This window comes from Litorimonas taeanensis (assembly GCF_003634015.1).
In the GTDB taxonomy this organism is placed as follows: Bacteria; Pseudomonadota; Alphaproteobacteria; order Caulobacterales; family Maricaulaceae; genus Litorimonas; species Litorimonas taeanensis.
In genome coordinates this window covers 22,970-40,582 of the sequence record NZ_RBII01000001.1, presented here as the reverse complement: position 1 = coordinate 40,582, position 17,613 = coordinate 22,970, and the positions used below count along the sequence as shown (strand labels likewise).

General features: G+C 47.7%; 13 protein-coding genes and 1 tRNA gene. 9 read left to right on the top strand and 5 right to left on the bottom strand.

Features of this window, described 5'->3' with window-relative positions; all coding sequences use genetic code 11:
- Positions 1 to 10 precede the first annotated feature (10 nt).
- The gene (locus DES40_RS00155; protein WP_121098566.1) at positions 11 to 3,325 is read left to right on the top strand and encodes an efflux RND transporter permease subunit; all 3,315 of its coding nucleotides are present in this window, start codon (positions 11 to 13) and stop codon (positions 3,323 to 3,325) included.
- A 3-nt stretch (positions 3,326 to 3,328) separates the two neighbouring features.
- Here DES40_RS00155 and DES40_RS00150 read toward each other — a convergent pair whose 3' ends face one another.
- Positions 3,329 to 4,315 carry a hypothetical protein gene (locus DES40_RS00150; protein ID WP_121098565.1) on the bottom strand — a complete coding sequence of 329 codons (987 nt, stop codon included), beginning with the start codon at positions 4,313 to 4,315 and terminating at the stop codon, positions 3,329 to 3,331.
- 66 nt (positions 4,316 to 4,381) lie between these two features.
- Between DES40_RS00150 and DES40_RS00145 the strand changes: the two genes are divergently transcribed.
- Entirely contained in the window at positions 4,382 to 5,059 is a 678-nt protein-coding gene (locus DES40_RS00145) for an LOG family protein (RefSeq protein WP_121098564.1), read from the top strand.
- Here the strand turns inward: DES40_RS00145 and DES40_RS00140 are convergent.
- Positions 5,056 to 5,517 carry a GAF domain-containing protein gene (locus DES40_RS00140; RefSeq protein WP_121098563.1) on the bottom strand — a complete coding sequence of 154 codons (462 nt, stop codon included), beginning with the start codon at positions 5,515 to 5,517 and terminating at the stop codon, positions 5,056 to 5,058. The genes DES40_RS00145 and DES40_RS00140 overlap by 4 nt on opposite strands.
- Before the next feature lie 247 nt (positions 5,518 to 5,764).
- On the opposite strand from DES40_RS00140, the gene gap reads away from it, so the two are divergent.
- From gap to DES40_RS00120, 4 genes are read left to right on the top strand one after another with little or no spacing between them, the layout of a single operon-like run.
- Positions 5,765 to 6,775, top strand: coding sequence for a type I glyceraldehyde-3-phosphate dehydrogenase (gap, locus tag DES40_RS00135; protein WP_121098562.1), 1,011 nt, complete (start codon positions 5,765 to 5,767; stop codon positions 6,773 to 6,775).
- A gap of 15 nt (positions 6,776 to 6,790) precedes the next feature.
- Positions 6,791 to 9,625, top strand: a complete 2,835-nt coding sequence (locus tag DES40_RS00130; protein WP_121098561.1) for a phosphoenolpyruvate carboxylase — start codon at positions 6,791 to 6,793, stop codon at positions 9,623 to 9,625.
- A 55-nt stretch (positions 9,626 to 9,680) separates the two neighbouring features.
- Positions 9,681 to 11,804: an excinuclease ABC subunit UvrB gene (gene uvrB / locus DES40_RS00125; RefSeq protein ID WP_121098560.1), complete on the top strand. Its 2,124-nt coding sequence runs from the start codon at positions 9,681 to 9,683 to the stop codon at positions 11,802 to 11,804.
- Positions 11,805 to 11,807: 3 nt separating this feature from the next.
- On the top strand, positions 11,808 to 12,485 hold the full coding sequence (locus tag DES40_RS00120) for an AbiU2 domain-containing protein (protein ID WP_147405798.1): 678 nt from the start codon (positions 11,808 to 11,810) through the stop codon (positions 12,483 to 12,485).
- Here the strand turns inward: DES40_RS00120 and DES40_RS00115 are convergent.
- Positions 12,482 to 13,228, bottom strand: coding sequence for a sterol desaturase family protein (locus DES40_RS00115; protein WP_121098558.1), 747 nt, complete (start codon positions 13,226 to 13,228; stop codon positions 12,482 to 12,484). The two genes, DES40_RS00120 and DES40_RS00115, sit on opposite strands and share 4 nt — an antisense overlap.
- A gap of 85 nt (positions 13,229 to 13,313) precedes the next feature.
- Between DES40_RS00115 and glpK the strand changes: the two genes are divergently transcribed.
- Both glpK and DES40_RS00105 read left to right on the top strand, forming a co-directional pair.
- Positions 13,314 to 14,789 (top strand): glycerol kinase GlpK, encoded by a 1,476-nt coding sequence (glpK, locus tag DES40_RS00110; RefSeq protein ID WP_121098557.1) that lies wholly within the window; start codon positions 13,314 to 13,316, stop codon positions 14,787 to 14,789.
- Positions 14,790 to 14,857: 68 nt separating this feature from the next.
- Positions 14,858 to 14,934, top strand: a tRNA-Ile gene (locus tag DES40_RS00105).
- Between the two features lie 16 nt (positions 14,935 to 14,950).
- Here DES40_RS00105 and DES40_RS00100 read toward each other — a convergent pair.
- Complete coding sequence (locus DES40_RS00100) at positions 14,951 to 16,171, bottom strand: NAD(P)/FAD-dependent oxidoreductase (protein ID WP_121100276.1); 1,221 nt, start codon at positions 16,169 to 16,171, stop codon at positions 14,951 to 14,953.
- 152 nt (positions 16,172 to 16,323) lie between these two features.
- On the opposite strand from DES40_RS00100, the gene DES40_RS00095 reads away from it, so the two are divergent.
- Positions 16,324 to 17,037 (top strand): SIMPL domain-containing protein, encoded by a 714-nt coding sequence (locus DES40_RS00095; protein ID WP_121098556.1) that lies wholly within the window; start codon positions 16,324 to 16,326, stop codon positions 17,035 to 17,037.
- Positions 17,038 to 17,125: 88 nt separating this feature from the next.
- On the opposite strand, the gene panD is transcribed toward DES40_RS00095, so the two are convergent.
- On the bottom strand, positions 17,126 to 17,488 hold the full coding sequence (gene panD, locus DES40_RS00090; RefSeq protein ID WP_121098555.1) for an aspartate 1-decarboxylase: 363 nt from the start codon (positions 17,486 to 17,488) through the stop codon (positions 17,126 to 17,128).
- Between the last annotated feature and the right edge of the window lie 125 nt (positions 17,489 to 17,613).

Genomic DNA, 17,613 nt, shown 5'->3' with positions numbered 1-17,613 from the left:
GATTCACATAATGAGCGATCCAGACGATCTCGGCCCTATCCAACGTGATGATGGGATATCGCCCAGCGCCAAAGGCATACCTGGCATAGTTGGGTTTTCAATCCGCAATTGGCGGATGACTTTGGGTATTATGTTCTTTGCCGTTATCGGCGGATTACTCGCCATGAGCCGGCTACCCTTGGATGCCGAACCTGATATTCCTGTACCGTTCATTAACGTCCAAGTCCTTTTGCCCGGAATTTCACCAGAAGACGCTGAACGCTTACTCATACGGCCATTAGAAACCGAGCTAAAATCCATTGATGGACTAAAAGAGATGAACGGCATTGCCGCCACAAATGTGGCCTATGTAGTTTTGGAGTTTGAAGCCAGTTTCGATCAAGACAAAGCCCTTGCCGAAGTCCAAGAGAAAGTCGACCGCGCGCGTTCAGAATTCCCGCAAGAAGCCAAAGAACCCATTGTAGAAGAAATTAGCACGTCTTCTATCCCCATCCTCGTTGTGAATTTGTGGGGAGATGCGCCTGAGCGTGAATTACAACGCCGCGCTAAAGATTTGCAGAGGCGACTCGAAAGCCTCCCCTCTGTCTTAGAGGCCAATATATCTGGCGAACGCACAGACGTACTCGAGGCAATCTTAGACCCTTCCCGCGTTGAAAGCCTTGGCATTACATTTGATGAAATCTCCTCTGCTATTGGACGAAATAACAGCCTCATCCCTGCAGGGGCGTTGGAGACGGAGAGCGGCAAGTTTAATGTGAAAATTCCTGGCCTCATAGAAGACCCAGAAGACATGAGCGAACTTGTAATTCGGCGTAGCTCGGACGGTGCTATTATTAAACTCGGCGATATTGCCGAAGTGAGACGAGGTTACAAAGACGTGGCAACCTATGCTCGCTTTAATGGTCGAACCTCTGTCGCCCTTGAAATCTCTAAACGGCAAGGCGAAAACATTCTGGACACAACGGACAGTGTGCAAGCTCTCGTCGACGAAATAACAACAAGCGACGAATGGCCCAAGACGATTAACGTCTCTTATTCTCAATCCCGCTCTATTTATATTAATGATATGATGAGCGAGCTTTCGGCCTCTATCGTAAACGCCGTTATTTTGGTTTTCATTGTCTGTATTGCGGCACTGGGTTGGCGGTCGGCTTTGTTCGTCGGCTGGGCCATTCCTGCCAGTTTCCTTATCGCTTTTTTCCTTTTTCTAATCCAAGGCGAAACCATCAACATGATGATTTTGTTTGGTCTCATTCTCTCTGTGGGGGTCTTGGTTGATAGTGCGATTGTTATTGTCGAATTTGCTGATCGAAAAATGGATGAAGGTATAGAGCGCTTAGAGGCTTTCAAAATGGCGGGCGAACGTATGTTCTGGCCAATCATGTCATCAACCGCGACAACTTTGGCAGCCTTTATTCCGCTTTTATTTTGGGATTCATTGACGGGGAAATTCATGTCTTATTTCCCCCGCACAATGATTTATGTTTTGTCCGCTTCGACTTTGATGGCTCTAATATTCTTACCAACATTAGGCGCAAAAATTGGTTTTCGTCCAAAGAAAACTAAAAACCAAAATGCGACGCTTCTGGCCGCGGGGCAAGGTAATCCAGGCCAATTAAAAGGGGCTACGGGCGTGTATGTACGCCTTATCCAACGGCTTGTTCGCTATCCTTTTTTGGTCTTGGGCGGAATGGCTGTTGTCGCCTTTACAATTGTGATGATCTTTCAGGCTCGTATGGAAGGCCCGCCCCCTAAACCTGTGGAATTCTTTACGCAAACCCCCTCGGATCAACTTTTCATATTGGCGCGCGCTCGGGGCAATACGACCCCACAGCAAATGGTTGTTATCGGCAAAGATATCGAACACCGGATCAAAGACATTCCGGGAATTGAATCTGTTTATACGGTTGCTGGTGACGGCGCGATTGGGCAAGGCGGCGGCGGTTCATTTACGGGACCGACCAATGTGCCAACGGATACAGTCGTTAAAGTTTACACTCAATTGCTCCCCTTTGATGAGCGCCAAAGCGTTGTTGATATCGTGGAACAACTTCGCCAAGCGACAACGGGTATTCCCGGCGTGCTAACTGAGATCACGGCCGTCGACCAAGGCCCGCCTATTGGTAAAGATATCGGAATCCAAATCTCGTCAGAAAATAAGTCAGCCCTTGTCGAGGTCACAAAATTAGTTCGCGAGAAATTCGATGATACTGATGGCATCATAGACGTCGAAGATACTTTGCCGCTCCCTGGGGTTGATTGGGAAATCATTGTAGATCGCGCCGAAGCTGGTCGTTTAGGCCTTGATGTAGGACGTATAGGTTCTGCCATTCAATTTATTACAGAAGGCGCTCTCGTCGGACAATATCGTCCTTTAGATGCAGAAGAAGAAGTCGATATTCGTGTTCGCTATCCTGCCTCTGCCCGAGACTTATCCTCTCTTGATAGCCTTCGCATTCAAACACCATCTGGTGCCTTGCCCCTCTCGACCGTAGTGACGCGCGTAGCAAAACCACGACAGGACCAAATTGAAAGACGAGATTTGCTGCCATTCTATGTCGTTCAGGGCAATACTCATAAAGATTACGCCACCAATGTTCAGGTCGAAGAGCTGACCCAATGGTTAAGTGAAGAGGTCGAATTGCCGTCATCTGTGAAATGGAAATTTCTTGGACAACAAGAAGAAAATGCCGAGGCGGGTCAATTTGCCATCGGCGCCATGGTTGCGATTCTCTTTATGATGGGCGTTATTTTGCTCTTACAATTTAATAGCTTTTATCATGTCTTCTTGACCCTAAGCGCCGTTATCATGTCTGTTTTTGGCGTCTTACTGGGGCTGAGTTTTTACCCTTATGTGTCTATGATATTAACCTTGACGGGCGTCATCGCTTTGGCAGGTATTGTTGTGAATAATAATATCGTCTTAATTGATGCGTTCCAAAGGTTTCGAGAACATGGATATGAACCTGTAGACGCGGCGGTTCGAACAGCTGCACAGCGTTTGCGACCTGTCTTTTTGACGACACTGACGACAGTCGTCGGATTAATGCCGTTAATACTGGGCTGGGGCGCGAACATCTTTACAGGCGAGTTGGATTTGCGCGGAACAAGCACATCCGAAATCTGGGCGCCTATTTCCTTTGTTGTGGCAAGTGGTCTTGGGTTTGCAACAATTCTGACGCTTGTGGTAACGCCCGTTCTTCTTTGCGCCCCCGCCATTATGTGGCGCCAAATCAAATGGGTCTGCACCTTTATGTGGCGCACAATCAAATGGGTCTACACCTTTGGTAAAAAGGGACGGCTCAAGGAAAAAGAAACGCCTTAACGGTTATTCTTTATCGCCATTATCAGGGATAATAGGATCAGCCTCTATTGGTGCAAAGATAACAGTACTTTGGGTTCCACCGCCCAAAAGCTCTCTGCGAAGCTGCCATCGGAAAGGCTCGAATCTGACCATTGGAATACCCGCCGGCACTTGAGAATTTGTCGGCGGTAAAAGTTCAAATGGGACCGTCACGTGAATACGTTCGGCATTCGTCCGAATAAGCTCAGCCCGTACGTCATACTCCCCACGCGGCAACATACGTCCTGCGATAAAATTCCAACGCCCGCCTGCGCCAACTCGTGTTTCGCCGATGGCCGCATCATTCGCGTAGAGCCTGACACGTCCCTCTTCGCTCGTCGTACCCGAAAAAATAACCCCGCCTGCATCATCATAGTCGATTGGCCCCATTGTTAAGGGCCCATTTGTTGGGCTTCCTCCAAATGGAGACCGTACAATTCGTGTCGGCCCGCCCGGTGCGCTGACCATAATCAAAGTAGGACGTGGAACTAACTCAGCCTCGATAACGACTGTATCATCGACAATAACAGGTTTGGCCTCCCCCGGTAAAACCACACGATAAATCGTTTCATCTCCGCGGACTGTGACGCCCCCTTCGTTAAACAGGACAGCTTCGATAACCATAGGCTGATCGTCATCTGTCTCTAATGCGACTCGCCAATTTCCGTCTTCGTCCGAGCGTATTTGACGCAATCTCTCCCCGCGGTCCAAAATAACAATGACAGAATTCGGTTCAGCAGAGCCTGAAATGCGCAGGAGCTTATTTAAGCCATTTGTGACCTCTGAAATATCCGTAAAAACGGTTGGTCGTACACCAAGAGGTGCGACAGCCTCAATAGTTTCGCTCTTTTGCGCTTTCTCTTGCTCTCCACTAATGCGAGAGAACACATCCAATAGTTGCAAAACAATGATTAAGCCCAGGGCCAATAATAGACCCCCAATCATAATGCCGATAATACGTGGCTTAAACATAGGTTTTTTCAAATCCTTACTCTACGCAACATTGCATATCACAGTCACAAGCCATAAGGGGACAATATGACAAAGCAAACTGAAAATGCGCTCAATGCTGTGAATAGCCAAGACGAGAAGACATCCCTTACGCTCTGTGTTTTTTGTGGCGCCCGCGAAGGATATGCCCAAAATCATATGGCACTTGCCCAACATTTAGGCCGCGAAATTGCTCATCAAGGGCATAAGCTAGTTTATGGCGGCGGTGGTTTAGGCTTGATGGGTGCTGTCGCACGATCCGCCCATGAACATGGCGCCCCCGTCACGGGCATCATTCCTCATTTTCTAAAAGAAGCGGAAAAAACGCTCGAATGCGTCTCCCATAAATATGTCGAGACCATGCACGAACGTAAACTCGCAATGTTTGAACAAGCCGACGCCTTCATCGTTTTACCGGGGGGCATAGGTACGATGGAAGAAGCCGTGGAGGTATTTTCATGGCTGCGCCTAAACTTACATGAAAAGCCCCTCGTTTATCTCAGCGACACAGGATATTGGGATAGTTTATTAGCCGCATTTAACCATGTGATTGATGAAGGTTTCGCGAGCGAAGAAACACGGACGGATCTTCACAGTGCAGCCACAGTCGAAGAAGCTCTGAATCTTGTCGTGTATGAGATAGAAAACCCACGGACACGCCAGCCGATACACTTTGACAATGAAAATTACGACCCTGAAACAGGCGGCGTATTAGAGCGCGGTTAAACGGCTAGAATAGCCGCAATTGCCTCTAATCCGGCTTGGTCATCAGCATCAAAGGATCCGAATTCCGTACTGTCTACGTCTAGCACAGCGATTAATTCATTCTGTGCGTTTAAAACGGGAACGACAATTTCCGAATTTGTCTGAGAATCACAAGCGATATGTCCCTCAAAGGCATGCACATCGCGAACGATGATCGTTTCCTTTTTCGTTGCACAAGCACCGCATACTCCCCGAGAAAAAGGTATACGCAGACACCCTAATGTGCCTTGATAAGGCCCGACAACAAGCTCTGCTTCTTTCAAGGGATCGACTTCGTAAAACCCTGTCCAAAAGAAGTAATCGAACCGCCCCGCCAAGAGACACGATGCCGTAGCATATCGCGCGGTTTGCGAGGTTTCTCTCTCAATCACCGCCGCGATTTCTTCTAGAACATCTTTATATATTTGTGCTTTCGTCATGAGCCGCAAATAGGTTGCCCCTTTACAGACCGCAAGAGCCAAGGCCCTCTTTCCTCATCACACTCTCTTGATTATCATCCATTTAAAAAAACTTCATGGGATTCCCCCTAGCCAACGCTTTCTATTCCGACTATAGGAGCAATATTCGAAAACGAACATTCTGTTTGTTTTAGAAAGCTCTGTTTTACACGATAGCCGCCAAATGTCTTAGACAGCCTCTTCGCGGCTCAGATTGAAAGATTGCCTCATGACAACTCGTCTTGCGATTAATGGATTTGGCCGCATTGGCCGGAACGTACTCCGCGCTTTATATGAGAGTGGACGTGACGACCTCGAAGTCGTTGCAATTAATGACCTATCCTCCCCGGAAAATCTGGCGCATTTATTGAAGTATGATTCGGTTCATGGTCGTTTTTCTGGCACGGTAACAGCCAAAGGGAATACGCTCGACATCGGCAAAGGCCCGATTGAGGTCACTTCAATTCGAAACTTAGAGGATCAAAACTGGGCAGATAACAACGTAGATATAGTTTTAGAGTGCACAGGCATTTTCACCAGTCGCGACGCAGCCGCGAAACATATCGCCGCCGGCGCGAAACGCGTTTTAATCTCCGCTCCAGGTACGAATGCAGACAAAACTATCGTTTACGGTGTAAATGAGGATGTCCTGACAAAAGATGATATTGTGGTTTCCAATGGATCTTGCACAACGAACGGCCTCGCCCCTTTAGCAAAGGTTTTGCATGAAACCTTTGGTATTAAAAACGGCTTTATGACGACCGTACATGCTTATACTGGCGATCAACCTACGCTCGATACAATTCACCGTAAGGATTACAATCGTGGCCGCGCCGCTGCCTTGTCTATGATTCCAACCTCTACGGGCGCCGCCAAGGCGATTGGCCTCGTTATGCCAGAGCTCGATGGGAAATTAGACGGCAAAGCCATTCGCGTCCCTACCCCGAATGTCTCTGTTGTGGATTTGGTCGTCAATACAGAAAAAGCCGCCACACTCGAAGCTGTCAACGCCGCTTTTGAAGCCGCAGCCAAAGGGCCTTTGAAAGGCATCTTACAAATTGTCGAAGATAAGACGGTTTCCATTGACTTTAATCATGATCCGCATTCTTCTAGCTATATGACGGGCGAAACCGTCATCATGGATGAGAAGATGATCCGCGTTCTGAGTTGGTATGACAATGAATGGGGTTTCTCAAATCGCATGCTCGACACCGCCTCTGCCATGGCGAAATTTCTTTAATAAAAAGGTTAAATAGTGCGCCCTCCAAAAGCCGACGAACTTCTTGCAAAACTTCGCAGTCAGTTAGAACACCATCAAGATGCGGTCATCCAAGACCCGCAAGCCAATGTGGTGAAACTGCTGGCCTATGACATTTCCAAAAATGTCGAGGAACGTGAAATCGCTTTCAAGGATATTGAAGCCCTCATTAAACAATTATCAGACCAAGGCGCTATTGCTCGGGCAAGGCGCCTAAGACGACGCGCAGGTTTGGAACAGCTAGAAGCGTTCAATACCAAAGTCGATGATATCGCCAAAGCCAAAGCCAAAGAAGGCTGGGAAGCCTTTAAAAACTGGGCTGAAAAGCCAGGTTTGGGCATAGTATTGACGGCGCACCCAACCTTTTCCCTTTCCCGCGATATTCGCAATTGCCTCGGTGCTTTGGCTTCAAAACCAGAGGGAGAGTATGAGGCAGAAAAAGCACAGCTAAAAACACATCCATACCTACCTAAACGTGCCCCGACTTTAATAGAAGAACATGAAGACACGCAGGCCACTTTGGAACGTATTCAAGGGGCTTTGAACCTGATTAATTCCAAAACTTTATCGGTTGCTCAGAAAGCTTTCCCGAAACAATGGAAGACATTGACCCCGCATTTGGCGGATGCCTATAGCTGGGTTGGTTATGACATTGATGGCCGGACCGATATTTCCTGGGGGGACGCATTACGGCTTCGTCTTTCCGAGAAATATACCCAGTTACAGCGCTATCTTAAAAGCGCCCGGAATTTACAATCTCTCGGCGGGCTCTCATCCAAGAGTGAAGCGGCTCTCGACACATTGGTTGATAAACTCTCAGACGCTGCAGCCAGTTCAAAGCGTGACCTCACTTTGTTTGAAAAAGATATTACGCTACCAGAGAACCTTGTAGCCGCCGCCAATAATCTTACGCGGGGGTCAACACGTCGTTTCACCAATTTGGATGAAGCCATAAAATTATTAGGTGAAACAATTGAGGGGGCTGGTGATGACAGTGCGAAAGCCCTTATTGTCTTACGGGCGCAAATGGTCGCTTTCGGCTTGGGCACAGCTCGCATCCATTTCCGTTTGAATGCGCGCCATGTGCTTTCGGCAATTAAACCTATCTTCGGTATGGACCGCAAAAGTTCCGACAACCGAACACTTTTAAACCGCGCTACAAAACTCACAAAAGAGGTCGAAGCCCTGCCCGTTAACTTTGCCTCACTCGCGCTAGAAAAAAGCACAGCGCATGAGAAGATGATTTTGTCGGCGCAAATTCATAAATATATCGATGATAAAACGCCTATCCGTCTTTTGATTGCAGAAACAGAAGACAGCCTTGTCCCGCTCGGCGTGCTTTATTTGGCGCGATTATATGGGCTTGAAAACCATTTAGACATCTCGCCTTTATTTGAAACAGCAGACGCGCTCAATAATGGCGGACGGATTATTGGCAAAATGCTCGCCAACCCTGTCTATCGCGATTACGTAAAAGCCCGTGGTATTTTTGCTATTCAAACGGGGTTTTCTGATGCGGGCCGCTTTATGGGTCAAATCCCAGCAACCCTCGCGATTGAACGTCTACATTCTCATTTTGCTCATCAGATGGAAAAATATGAGATGCAAGATGTAACACCGCTTGTCTTTAACACGCACGGCGAAGGCTTAGGGCGCGGCGGACATCCTGGTGCAATTGAAGAACGTGTTGATTATGCCATGAGCCCATGGGCAATCCGCCAATTTGAAAAACGCGGGCTTCACCTTTGTCATGAACTTAGCTTTCAAGGCGGTGATGGTTTCCTCTGGTTCCAAACACCCGCTATGGCCGAAGGCACAACCCTATCCCTTATTGCCGCGCGATATGCGGATAGAAGCCAAGCTGAAGATGACAGTTTTTATACAGAAAATGATTTTTCTTGGGATATATTCCGGACTATCGGCTCGGAACAAGACAGTCTCTATCGCGATCCAAATTACTTAACGATATTAGGTGGCTTCGGGCAAAATGTACTTATCCCAACGGGGTCCCGCGCCGTAAAACGGGCGCAAGGTGGGAACGGAACGGATATGTTCAACCCCCGTCAATTACGAGCCATTCCGCATAATGCGATATTGCAGCAATTCAGTACGCCAGCGAACATCATCTTCGGTGTTGGTCGTGCGGCAGCGATTGATCCTGAAAAATTTGCTAATCTCTTAGAAAATTCAGCGCGAGCGCGCTCTATCTTCCGATTGGTTGCTATTTCTCAGAGCCGAACACAGCTCTCAGCTTTGACAGCCTATGGTCGCTTATTTGACCCCGGCTTCTGGATTAGCCGCGCGCTTTCGGGGATTGAACCCATGCTTGCCGAGCGGTGCCTGACTGTGGCCGATACCCTCAGCCAAAGCCAATGGCGTTCGCAAATTACAGATTTGGCCAATCGCCTACGTATGGACCAGTTCAATAGCGATAATACTTTAGGGCAGTCAGACTTAGTCTGTACAGATTGTGACCCAGAGACGTTGAAAATACTTCACGCCCTCCGCTTGGCTGTCGTCATGAAAATGATGATAATTGCAACAGACCTTCCCGCCATTGGCGACGAAAATACATCTCAGATGAATGTGTTACAGCGCCTTCAGACCTTCCAAATTGACCAAATTTTGGAGGAATTGAAACAGCGCTATCCGGAAAACAAGGCCGCGCTGACTTGGACAGAAGATTTAGTCGAGGAAGCCGGATTAAAAGTTGGCGGCTCTGGCGGCTATCCGCACATTGCCGAGACAATTATTAAACCTATGGAACGGGCCTCTCAGCTTGTCCGCCAAATTACGATAGCGATTACGCATCAATATGATGCCTTTGGCTAGCTGATTTAAACTGCCTCTCCCTTGCAATTCAGGGGGAGGCGCTTAAATAGAACGCATGGCGAACATCACCCCGTTAAGGCCCGAAGCGAATTTGTCCATGTGGCAACCCCATCGCCCTGAAAGACCCGAAAAGTCTGAGGGCGGAAAACGGTTTCGCCTTGTGTCAGAGTTCGAGCCCAAAGGCGATCAACCCAAAGCCATTAAAGAACTTTGTGATGGCTTAAATTCGATTGAACGCGATCAAGTTCTGCTTGGTGTTACGGGCTCTGGTAAAACCTTTACCATGGCGAAAATCATTGAACAGACACAACGCCCGGCTCTGATTATGGCGCCTAATAAGACTCTGGCCGCGCAGCTATATGCAGAATTTAAAAGCTTCTTCCCTGACAATGCCGTCGAGTATTTCGTCTCTTATTATGATTATTACCAGCCCGAAGCCTATGTGCCGCGGACAGATACCTTTATTGAAAAAGATAGTTCCGTAAATGAGCAGATTGACCGTATGCGCCATGCGGCAACACGGGCCATCTTAGAGCGCGACGACGTTATCATCGTCGCTTCTGTGTCTTGTATTTACGGTATCGGATCCGTTGAAACCTATACAGCCATGACGGTTGATTTGCAGCGCGGGCAAGACATGGATCCTCGCCAATTAATGGCGCAATTGGTCGAGCTCCAATATCAACGCAATGACCTCGCTTTCCAACGCGGCTCTTTCCGCGTTAGAGGTGATACAATTGAGCTCTTCCCCGCGCATTATGATGACATGGCATGGCGATTTGATTTCTTTGGAGATGAAATCGATTCGATTACGGAATTTGACCCGCTGACGGGGAAAACTAAACGTGAGATAAGCAATGTGCGAGTCTATGCGAACTCGCATTACGTCACCCCTCGCCCCACGGTTCAATCGGCGATGAAAGGGATTAAACACGAATTAAATAACACGCTTGAGCGGTTCGAAGCAGATGGCAAACTGCTCGAAGCACAGCGCATTAGCCAAAGGACTGAATTCGACCTTGAGATGATGGCCGCTAGTGGGTTTTGTAATGGTATTGAAAATTATTCGCGCTATCTAACCGGCCGCGCGCCGGGTGAACCACCGCCCACCTTATTTGAATATCTCCCAGAAGATGCGCTCCTCTTTATGGATGAAAGCCATGTTTCTGTGCCGCAAATTGGCGCTATGAGTAAGGGCGACTTCAGTCGTAAATCCACGCTCGCCGAACATGGTTTTCGTTTGCCTAGCTGTATTGATAACCGCCCACTTAAATTCGAAGAATGGGACGCGATGCGGCCACAAACTGTGCATGTTTCAGCCACACCGAGCGATTGGGAAATGGAGCGCACAGGCGGCGTTTTTGTCGAGCAAGTTATTCGCCCTACAGGCCTTATTGATCCCCCCGTCGAAATCCGTCCAGTTTCCACAGACGGAGCCAACCAAGTTGATGACGTGATTGACGAGGTTAAAAAAGTGGCCGCGCGCGGCTATCGTTCGCTCGTCACCACTTTGACCAAGAAAATGGCCGAAGACCTAACGGAATATATGACCGACCAAGGCATTCGCGTGCGTTATATGCACAGCGATGTCGACACGCTTGAACGTATCGAAATTATCCGCGATCTGCGGCTTGGTAAATTTGATGTACTCATCGGGATTAACCTCCTTCGCGAAGGTCTCGACATTCCTGAATGCGCCTTTGTCGGTATTTTGGATGCGGATAAGGAAGGCTTTCTTCGCTCTGAAACCTCGCTTATCCAAACGATTGGACGCGCCGCGCGGAATGCCGAAGCGAAAGTCGTGCTTTACGCCGATAAAGTAACAGGTTCGATGGACCGCGCTATGGGCGAAACTAATCGCCGCCGAGAAATTCAAGAAGCCTATAATGAAAAACATGGCATCACACCGCAAACCGTTTTGCGCGGCGTGGCCGATATTGTCGGCGATAGCGAAGCGGCGGGAAAAATCAAAGACGATGCGAATAAATACACACCCAGCGGTCAAATCAAACGCAAATATCTTGAAGCCGCTGAGGGTGAGCAAGAGCCTTATATGGGCGGCAACCTCACAGCCATTATGGCCGATCTCGAGAAGCGCATGTTCGAAGCCGCTGAAAATTTAGAGTTTGAGGAAGCGGCAAGGTTGCGTGATGAAATGCAAAAATTGAAGGGACAGTAGGATTTGTCGACCAATTACTCGGAGTCAGAAACTATTATCCGACATTTCGACGCTGATTTAGTGAGAGCGCAATATAGTTTAGTAATACACAAGACTACACGTGCAAAAAGCAATTTAATTAGAGCAGATATTGCGGCCAAATTAAAGTCTGACAAGAAGATTTTTGGCAATGCATACATTACTTTCAATCATATAGATTTGGTACATCAACAAGACGCTGTCATGGCCATTTGCCGAATGATGGATGCCACAAGGTCAACGAGTTCAGTACCCGCACTAATTAAAAAATTAAATAAGACCGATTGGCTCTATGAAAGATGTAGAGATATATACTCTCAATCAGATAGTTGTCCTGTCCAGCGTCAACTGTTAAACGACCTTGTTAAAGAAAAGTCTCTGTCTATTGATATTTTCATACGATTATATAAGTCACTTGAAAAATCTTCATCATATCAAGAGCTGAAGAAACTTCGTGATTCGGGCTTAGCTCACCGAGGAACTCAAAACTTACCAAGCATCGCAACTATAAAGATGGCTGAAACATGCCTGTGTCATTTGGAAAAGCTTTTGAAGTTAGCTTACCTTATATTTTTGAACACAGATTATGACCCTAAACTAGGACGTGAACACGCACTAAATGATGCTCGCGTATTCTGGTCTCTTTTTGTTCTGCCAAACTAATCCACACCAATATCTGTTTCGCATAATTTATCCCAGAACCTGAAATATAGGCCATAATTTCCTTTGAACTTTGTGTGGTGAAGATTGTGGTGACTGGCAGTAATGATGTGCCGCCCCCACCATCCGCGAATCCAGCGCTCAGGATAGACTTCCCAACCTGCATGATTAAAAACGGCGTTTATCGTCATGAGCATTAAGAGGAATAGCGCCATAGCTATATGAAGCGGAACAAACAGCGCCATGACAGGGAGGAGCCAAGCGGAGCTTACGGCTTCTATTGGATCAAAGGAAAAGCTCGCCCAAGGCGTAGGCTGGACGGATCGATGATGCCCCGCATGTGTCCATTTAAATAAACGCCTGTGGTGCATCAGGCGGTGCGTAAAATAAAACCAACTATCCTGCACAATTAAATAAACCATTATAGAGAATGGTAGATATAGCCACCCCCATACACTTTGGGGCCATCCACTATAAAGCGCCGTCCCGCCCGCCTTCCACATCTCAACGACTATCGCGGCAGGTAGCGCATAGATAAAGGCGCTAAGGACAGAGAGGGTAATTTCATTCCGTATGGTGGCGGCAGTTGGCTCTCTCTTTGACAACCTTCGCGCCCGCTTGGGCGTCTTTTTCCACAGCGCCCAATGAATGGGCCATACAATGGCGAAATAACGAGCAATAATTATCGCTGTAAACGCCAGATATGTGATGACACTTTGTTCTATGGGGATTGGCCAACCATTCATAGCATAGGTATAGGCCGCAAAAGACCCAGACGCTATGCTGCATAATTAAAATTGACCACGCCGAAACCTTAATTAAAGTCCCCTTATGAGCGATGTTATTTTATCTATTGACCAAGGCACGACAAGTTCGCGCACTTTAGTTTTTTCGCCCAAAGGCAAAATTCTCTTTACGGCCCAACGTGAATTTCCGCAAATTTATCCCCAAGATGGATGGGTTGAACACGACCCAGAAACCATATGGCAATCTGTTCTGAAAACGCTCCAAGATGCCCATGAGTTTTGCGAAGATAATAACCATCAAGTCAAAGGCATAGGCATCACAAACCAGCGCGAGACAACTTTAGTCTGGAACCGCGAAACGGGTGAATGCCTCTATAATGCAATTGTATGGCAAGACCGCAGAACGGCCGCTGTCTGCCGTAAGATGGCGAAAACCTTCCCCATAGAAAAGTTGAATGCAAAAACAGGTCTGCTTCACGACCCCTATTTCAGCGCGAGTAAAATTGCTTGGATTTTAGACGAAGTCGAGGGCGCACGAGACCTTGCCAAGACAGGCAAGCTCGCTTTCGGGACTGTCGATTGCTTTCTGATTTGGCGCTTAACAGAAGGCAAAAGCCACGCCACAGATGCCACCAATGCGAGCCGAACAAACCTGTTTAATATTCACACGCAATGTTGGGATGAGGATTTACTTCAGCTATTCAACGTCCCCCGCTCGGGCCTTGCGGATGTGAAAGACTGCGTCGCTGATTTCGGCACCTGCACCGTATTGAATGAAGACATCCCTATTCTGGGCGTCGCAGGCGACCAGCAAGCCGCCGCGATTGGTCAAGCCTGTTTTGAGGTCGGTGACATTAAATCGACATATGGCACAGGCTGTTTTGTCATCCTAAACACAGGCGAGGAATGTGTGACTTCCAAGAATCGCTTGCTCTCCACGATTTGCTACCGCCTAGAGGGACAGGTTACATATGCGCTTGAAGGGTCAATATTTATAGCAGGCGCCGCCGTCCAATGGCTGCGTGATGGCATACAGATTATCAAAAGCGCGCGCGACACAGAGAAATATTGCAGGAGCCTTGAGAGTAATAAAGGGGTTTATCTTGTCCCCGCTTTCACGGGGCTCGGCGCGCCGCATTGGGACCCTGATGCGCGCGGCGGCTTATTTGGGTTAAGCCGCGATACGGGCCGAGCAGAAATTATCCGCGCCACAATAGAGAGCGTTTGCTATCAAACTTATGACCTTTTTACGGCGATGGCCCAAGACGGCGTAGACCCCAAAGTTCTGAGAGTCGATGGCGGCATGGTGGCGAATGATTGGATGGTGGACTACCTCTCTGGCGTGTTGGATATCCCTGTAGAGCGCCCAAAAGTGCTTGAAACCACAGCCTTCGGTGCAGCCGCCCTCGCTGCAATTGGCGCAGGCGTTTATGATTCGCTTGATACTGTAAAAGCGGCATGGCAGCTTGATGAACGGTTCGAACCCGATATGGATGCCGAAACACGGGAAACCGTATTAAAAGCTTGGAAATCAAGCGTGGAAAAAGTGCTGACAAACTAGACAAAGAGGCTTTGCAGTCCGCTCTCCTACCGCTATAGAACGGTCATTCTGTAGAGCAGGTCCTGAATGGGGGGATAGCTCAGTTGGTTAGAGCCGTCCGCTCATAACGGATTGGTCGGGGGTTCGAGTCCCTCTCCCCCTACCACTCTTATTTTGACCCTTTAGAGGGCCACGCAATTCTTCAAATCAATTGAAAGATTGGCGAGCTTTGACCTGTCTAAATTCACCCCTTTAGTCAGGGACATTTTTCCAAACATAAAGTCACGCGGGGCATTCACGGCATCGACCGCAATGAATCGGCCCTTCTTAAAATAATAAGCCGCAAAATTACGGCTTGTCTCGGCATCACCGCGAATAATCACCTCATCATAGCCTGTTGAGAGGCCAGCGATTTGTAGCTTCAAATCAAACTGATCAGACCAGAACCAAGGCAGGCTATTATAAGGCTTGGGCGTCCCATTAATATGTTGCGCCACCACCTTGGCTTGTTCCGTCGCATTCGGAACCGATTCCAGTCTCAGATGGGTGTCATAAATCGCGTTGTAATGCCAGCTTACATCTCCGGCCGCATAGATATCGGGGTCAGAGGTTTGACAAAATGCATTGACCTCTATGCCATTTCCAATGTTCAGTCCTGCCGTTTCTGCCAAATCAATATTAGGGATTACCCCAATTCCAATGATCACCATATCTGCCTGGAACGTTTTTTCACAGGACGTCGAAACGGATAAGCCCTTATCCGTTTTTTGAATTTCAGAGGCAATAACAGTCTCAAAGATTTCTACGCCTTCTTCTTTATGAATACGCTTGTAAAACTGAGACATCTCTGGGGCGGTCACTCGTTGTAAAATCCGTGGCATGGCTTCCAAAACAACCACTTCAAGGCCTTGTTTTCGCAAAGACGCGGCTGTTTCTAATCCAATATATCCGCCGCCAATGATGACGGCCTTTGTGGCGGTTTCAGCCTTTGCTTTTATGGCCAATACGTCTTTTGTATCGCGCAGATAGAACACACCCTCTAAATCTTCGCCTGCAATAGGTAATCGCCTTATTCTTGCGCCAGTTGTGAGGACAAGTTTATCATAAGAAAACACCTGACCGTCATCTGTCAAAACTGATTTTTCGTGACGATTAATAGAACCGACCCGATGACCAAGCTTCAAATCTATCTTCGCTTTTTCATACACTTCCGCTGGACGAATAAGAATATCATCAATTGATTTTTGGCCGGATAGAAAATCCTTTGATAGAGGCGGCCTGTGATAGGGTAAAACCGCTTCATCGCCGATAACGGTTATATCGCCTTCCCAGCCCCCTTGTCGGAGACTAACGCATGTCTGGGCCGCCGCATGAGAGGCCCCAATAATAACAACCGATTTCACCATAATTTACCTGTATTCTCTGTCTTTCAGTCTCAAAACGGCCATATTATTCAGCAATGCGACGGGTTCATTATGCTATGCTTGTGTCAGAGGCTGTGACATTTGCCAACTATAGACAAGAGACATAGCCTAATAAAAAATTGGAGAATTTTATGAAAAATTGGATTTTAGGAGGCGCTGCCTCACTTGGAATGGCCGCGTGCAACTCAGGTGGCCCAACCTATATCACGACAGGCAATGCAAACCCACCAAGTATTCAAGTCAGTGCGACAGGCGCGGTTTCCGCGGCCCCAGACCGTGCAACTGTTACGGCAGGCGTGGTCAGTGAGGGGAAATCAGCGCGTGAAGCCATGCAGAATAATGCTAGTTTTATGACGACTGTCTTTGATGCCTTAGAAACGGCAGGCATTGAAAAAAAGAATATTCAGACGAGCCAATTATCGCTTCAACCCCGTTACGATTACAGCAATCGCCAAGCCCCAAAAATTAACGGCTACGAAGCGCGCAATACATTAACGGTGAAGAGCGAAAATCTAGAATCTGTCGGAACTATGCTAGATGCTTTGGTGAGTGCAGGTATAAACAACATAAATGGTGTAGAATTTTCTCTGTCTGACCCAACAAATGCAATGTCTCAAGCCAGAGAAAAAGCGATTAAAGAGGCAAAGGCCAAAGCGCAAAGGATGGCCCTTGCCGCTGGTGTGAAATTGGGGCCGTTGCTCAGTCTGAATGAGAGCAATTATAACCCTTCACCGCGCCCCATGATGATGTCTGTACGTGCAGAGAGCGATGCGTCGACACAAATCTCGCCCGGAGAGCAATCTATGAGCGTAACAGTTAACCTATCATACGCTATCGAAGAATAGAGGGCAGCGAACTAATAAAAGAAAAGGCGGTCATAAAATGATCGCCTTTTTTACTTCAATTATGTCAATCGCCTCAGGGCCGTAAAGTTTAATGCGCCGGCGGAAGTATCACTTCGTTATCTTCATCCAATAAAACGACGTTCGGTGCGTAATTACGCGCCTTTTCAGCTTCCATTTGGCAATATGTTATAATGATAATTTTATCACCAAGCTGGACGCGGCGTGCGGCAGCACCGTTTAAACCAAAAGTTTTTGATCCACGGGGCGCGGTTATCGCATAAGTCGTAAAACGCTCCCCATTTGTGATATTTAAAATATCAACCTGCTCATTCGCCAGAATACCAGCGCGATCGAGTAAGTCTTGGTCGATAGAAATCGAACCTTCGTAATGTAGATCAGCTTGTGTCACCGTTGCTCGGTGAATTTTGCCTTTCATCATCGTTAAAAGCATACTGCCCTCCAATTGTCTTCCTGCCCTATATAGGCACGAAGCCCACATTACAAAAGAAGAAGCCAGATAAATTTGTGACAGCTCAACTTACTGTTTACCTGACATTCATCTTGGACTCAGAGTCG

Bases quoted from the DNA above. Each gene is read 5' to 3' on its own strand.
- DES40_RS00150 (WP_121098565.1), bottom strand. From the start codon at position 4,315: ATGTTTAAGCCACGTATTATCGGCATTATGATTGGGGGTCTATTATTG.
- panD (WP_121098555.1), bottom strand. From the start codon at position 17,488: ATGCTTTTAACGATGATGAAAGGCAAAATTCACCGAGCAACGGTGACA.
- DES40_RS00155 (WP_121098566.1), top strand. From the start codon at position 11: ATGAGCGATCCAGACGATCTCGGCCCTATCCAACGTGATGATGGGATA.
- DES40_RS00140 (WP_121098563.1), bottom strand. From the start codon at position 5,517: ATGACGAAAGCACAAATATATAAAGATGTTCTAGAAGAAATCGCGGCG.
- uvrB (WP_121098560.1), top strand. From the start codon at position 9,681: ATGGCGAACATCACCCCGTTAAGGCCCGAAGCGAATTTGTCCATGTGG.
- DES40_RS00115 (WP_121098558.1), bottom strand. From the start codon at position 13,228: ATGAATGGTTGGCCAATCCCCATAGAACAAAGTGTCATCACATATCTG.
- gap (WP_121098562.1), top strand. From the start codon at position 5,765: ATGACAACTCGTCTTGCGATTAATGGATTTGGCCGCATTGGCCGGAAC.
- glpK (WP_121098557.1), top strand. From the start codon at position 13,314: ATGAGCGATGTTATTTTATCTATTGACCAAGGCACGACAAGTTCGCGC.
- DES40_RS00145 (WP_121098564.1), top strand. From the start codon at position 4,382: ATGACAAAGCAAACTGAAAATGCGCTCAATGCTGTGAATAGCCAAGAC.
- DES40_RS00095 (WP_121098556.1), top strand. From the start codon at position 16,324: ATGAAAAATTGGATTTTAGGAGGCGCTGCCTCACTTGGAATGGCCGCG.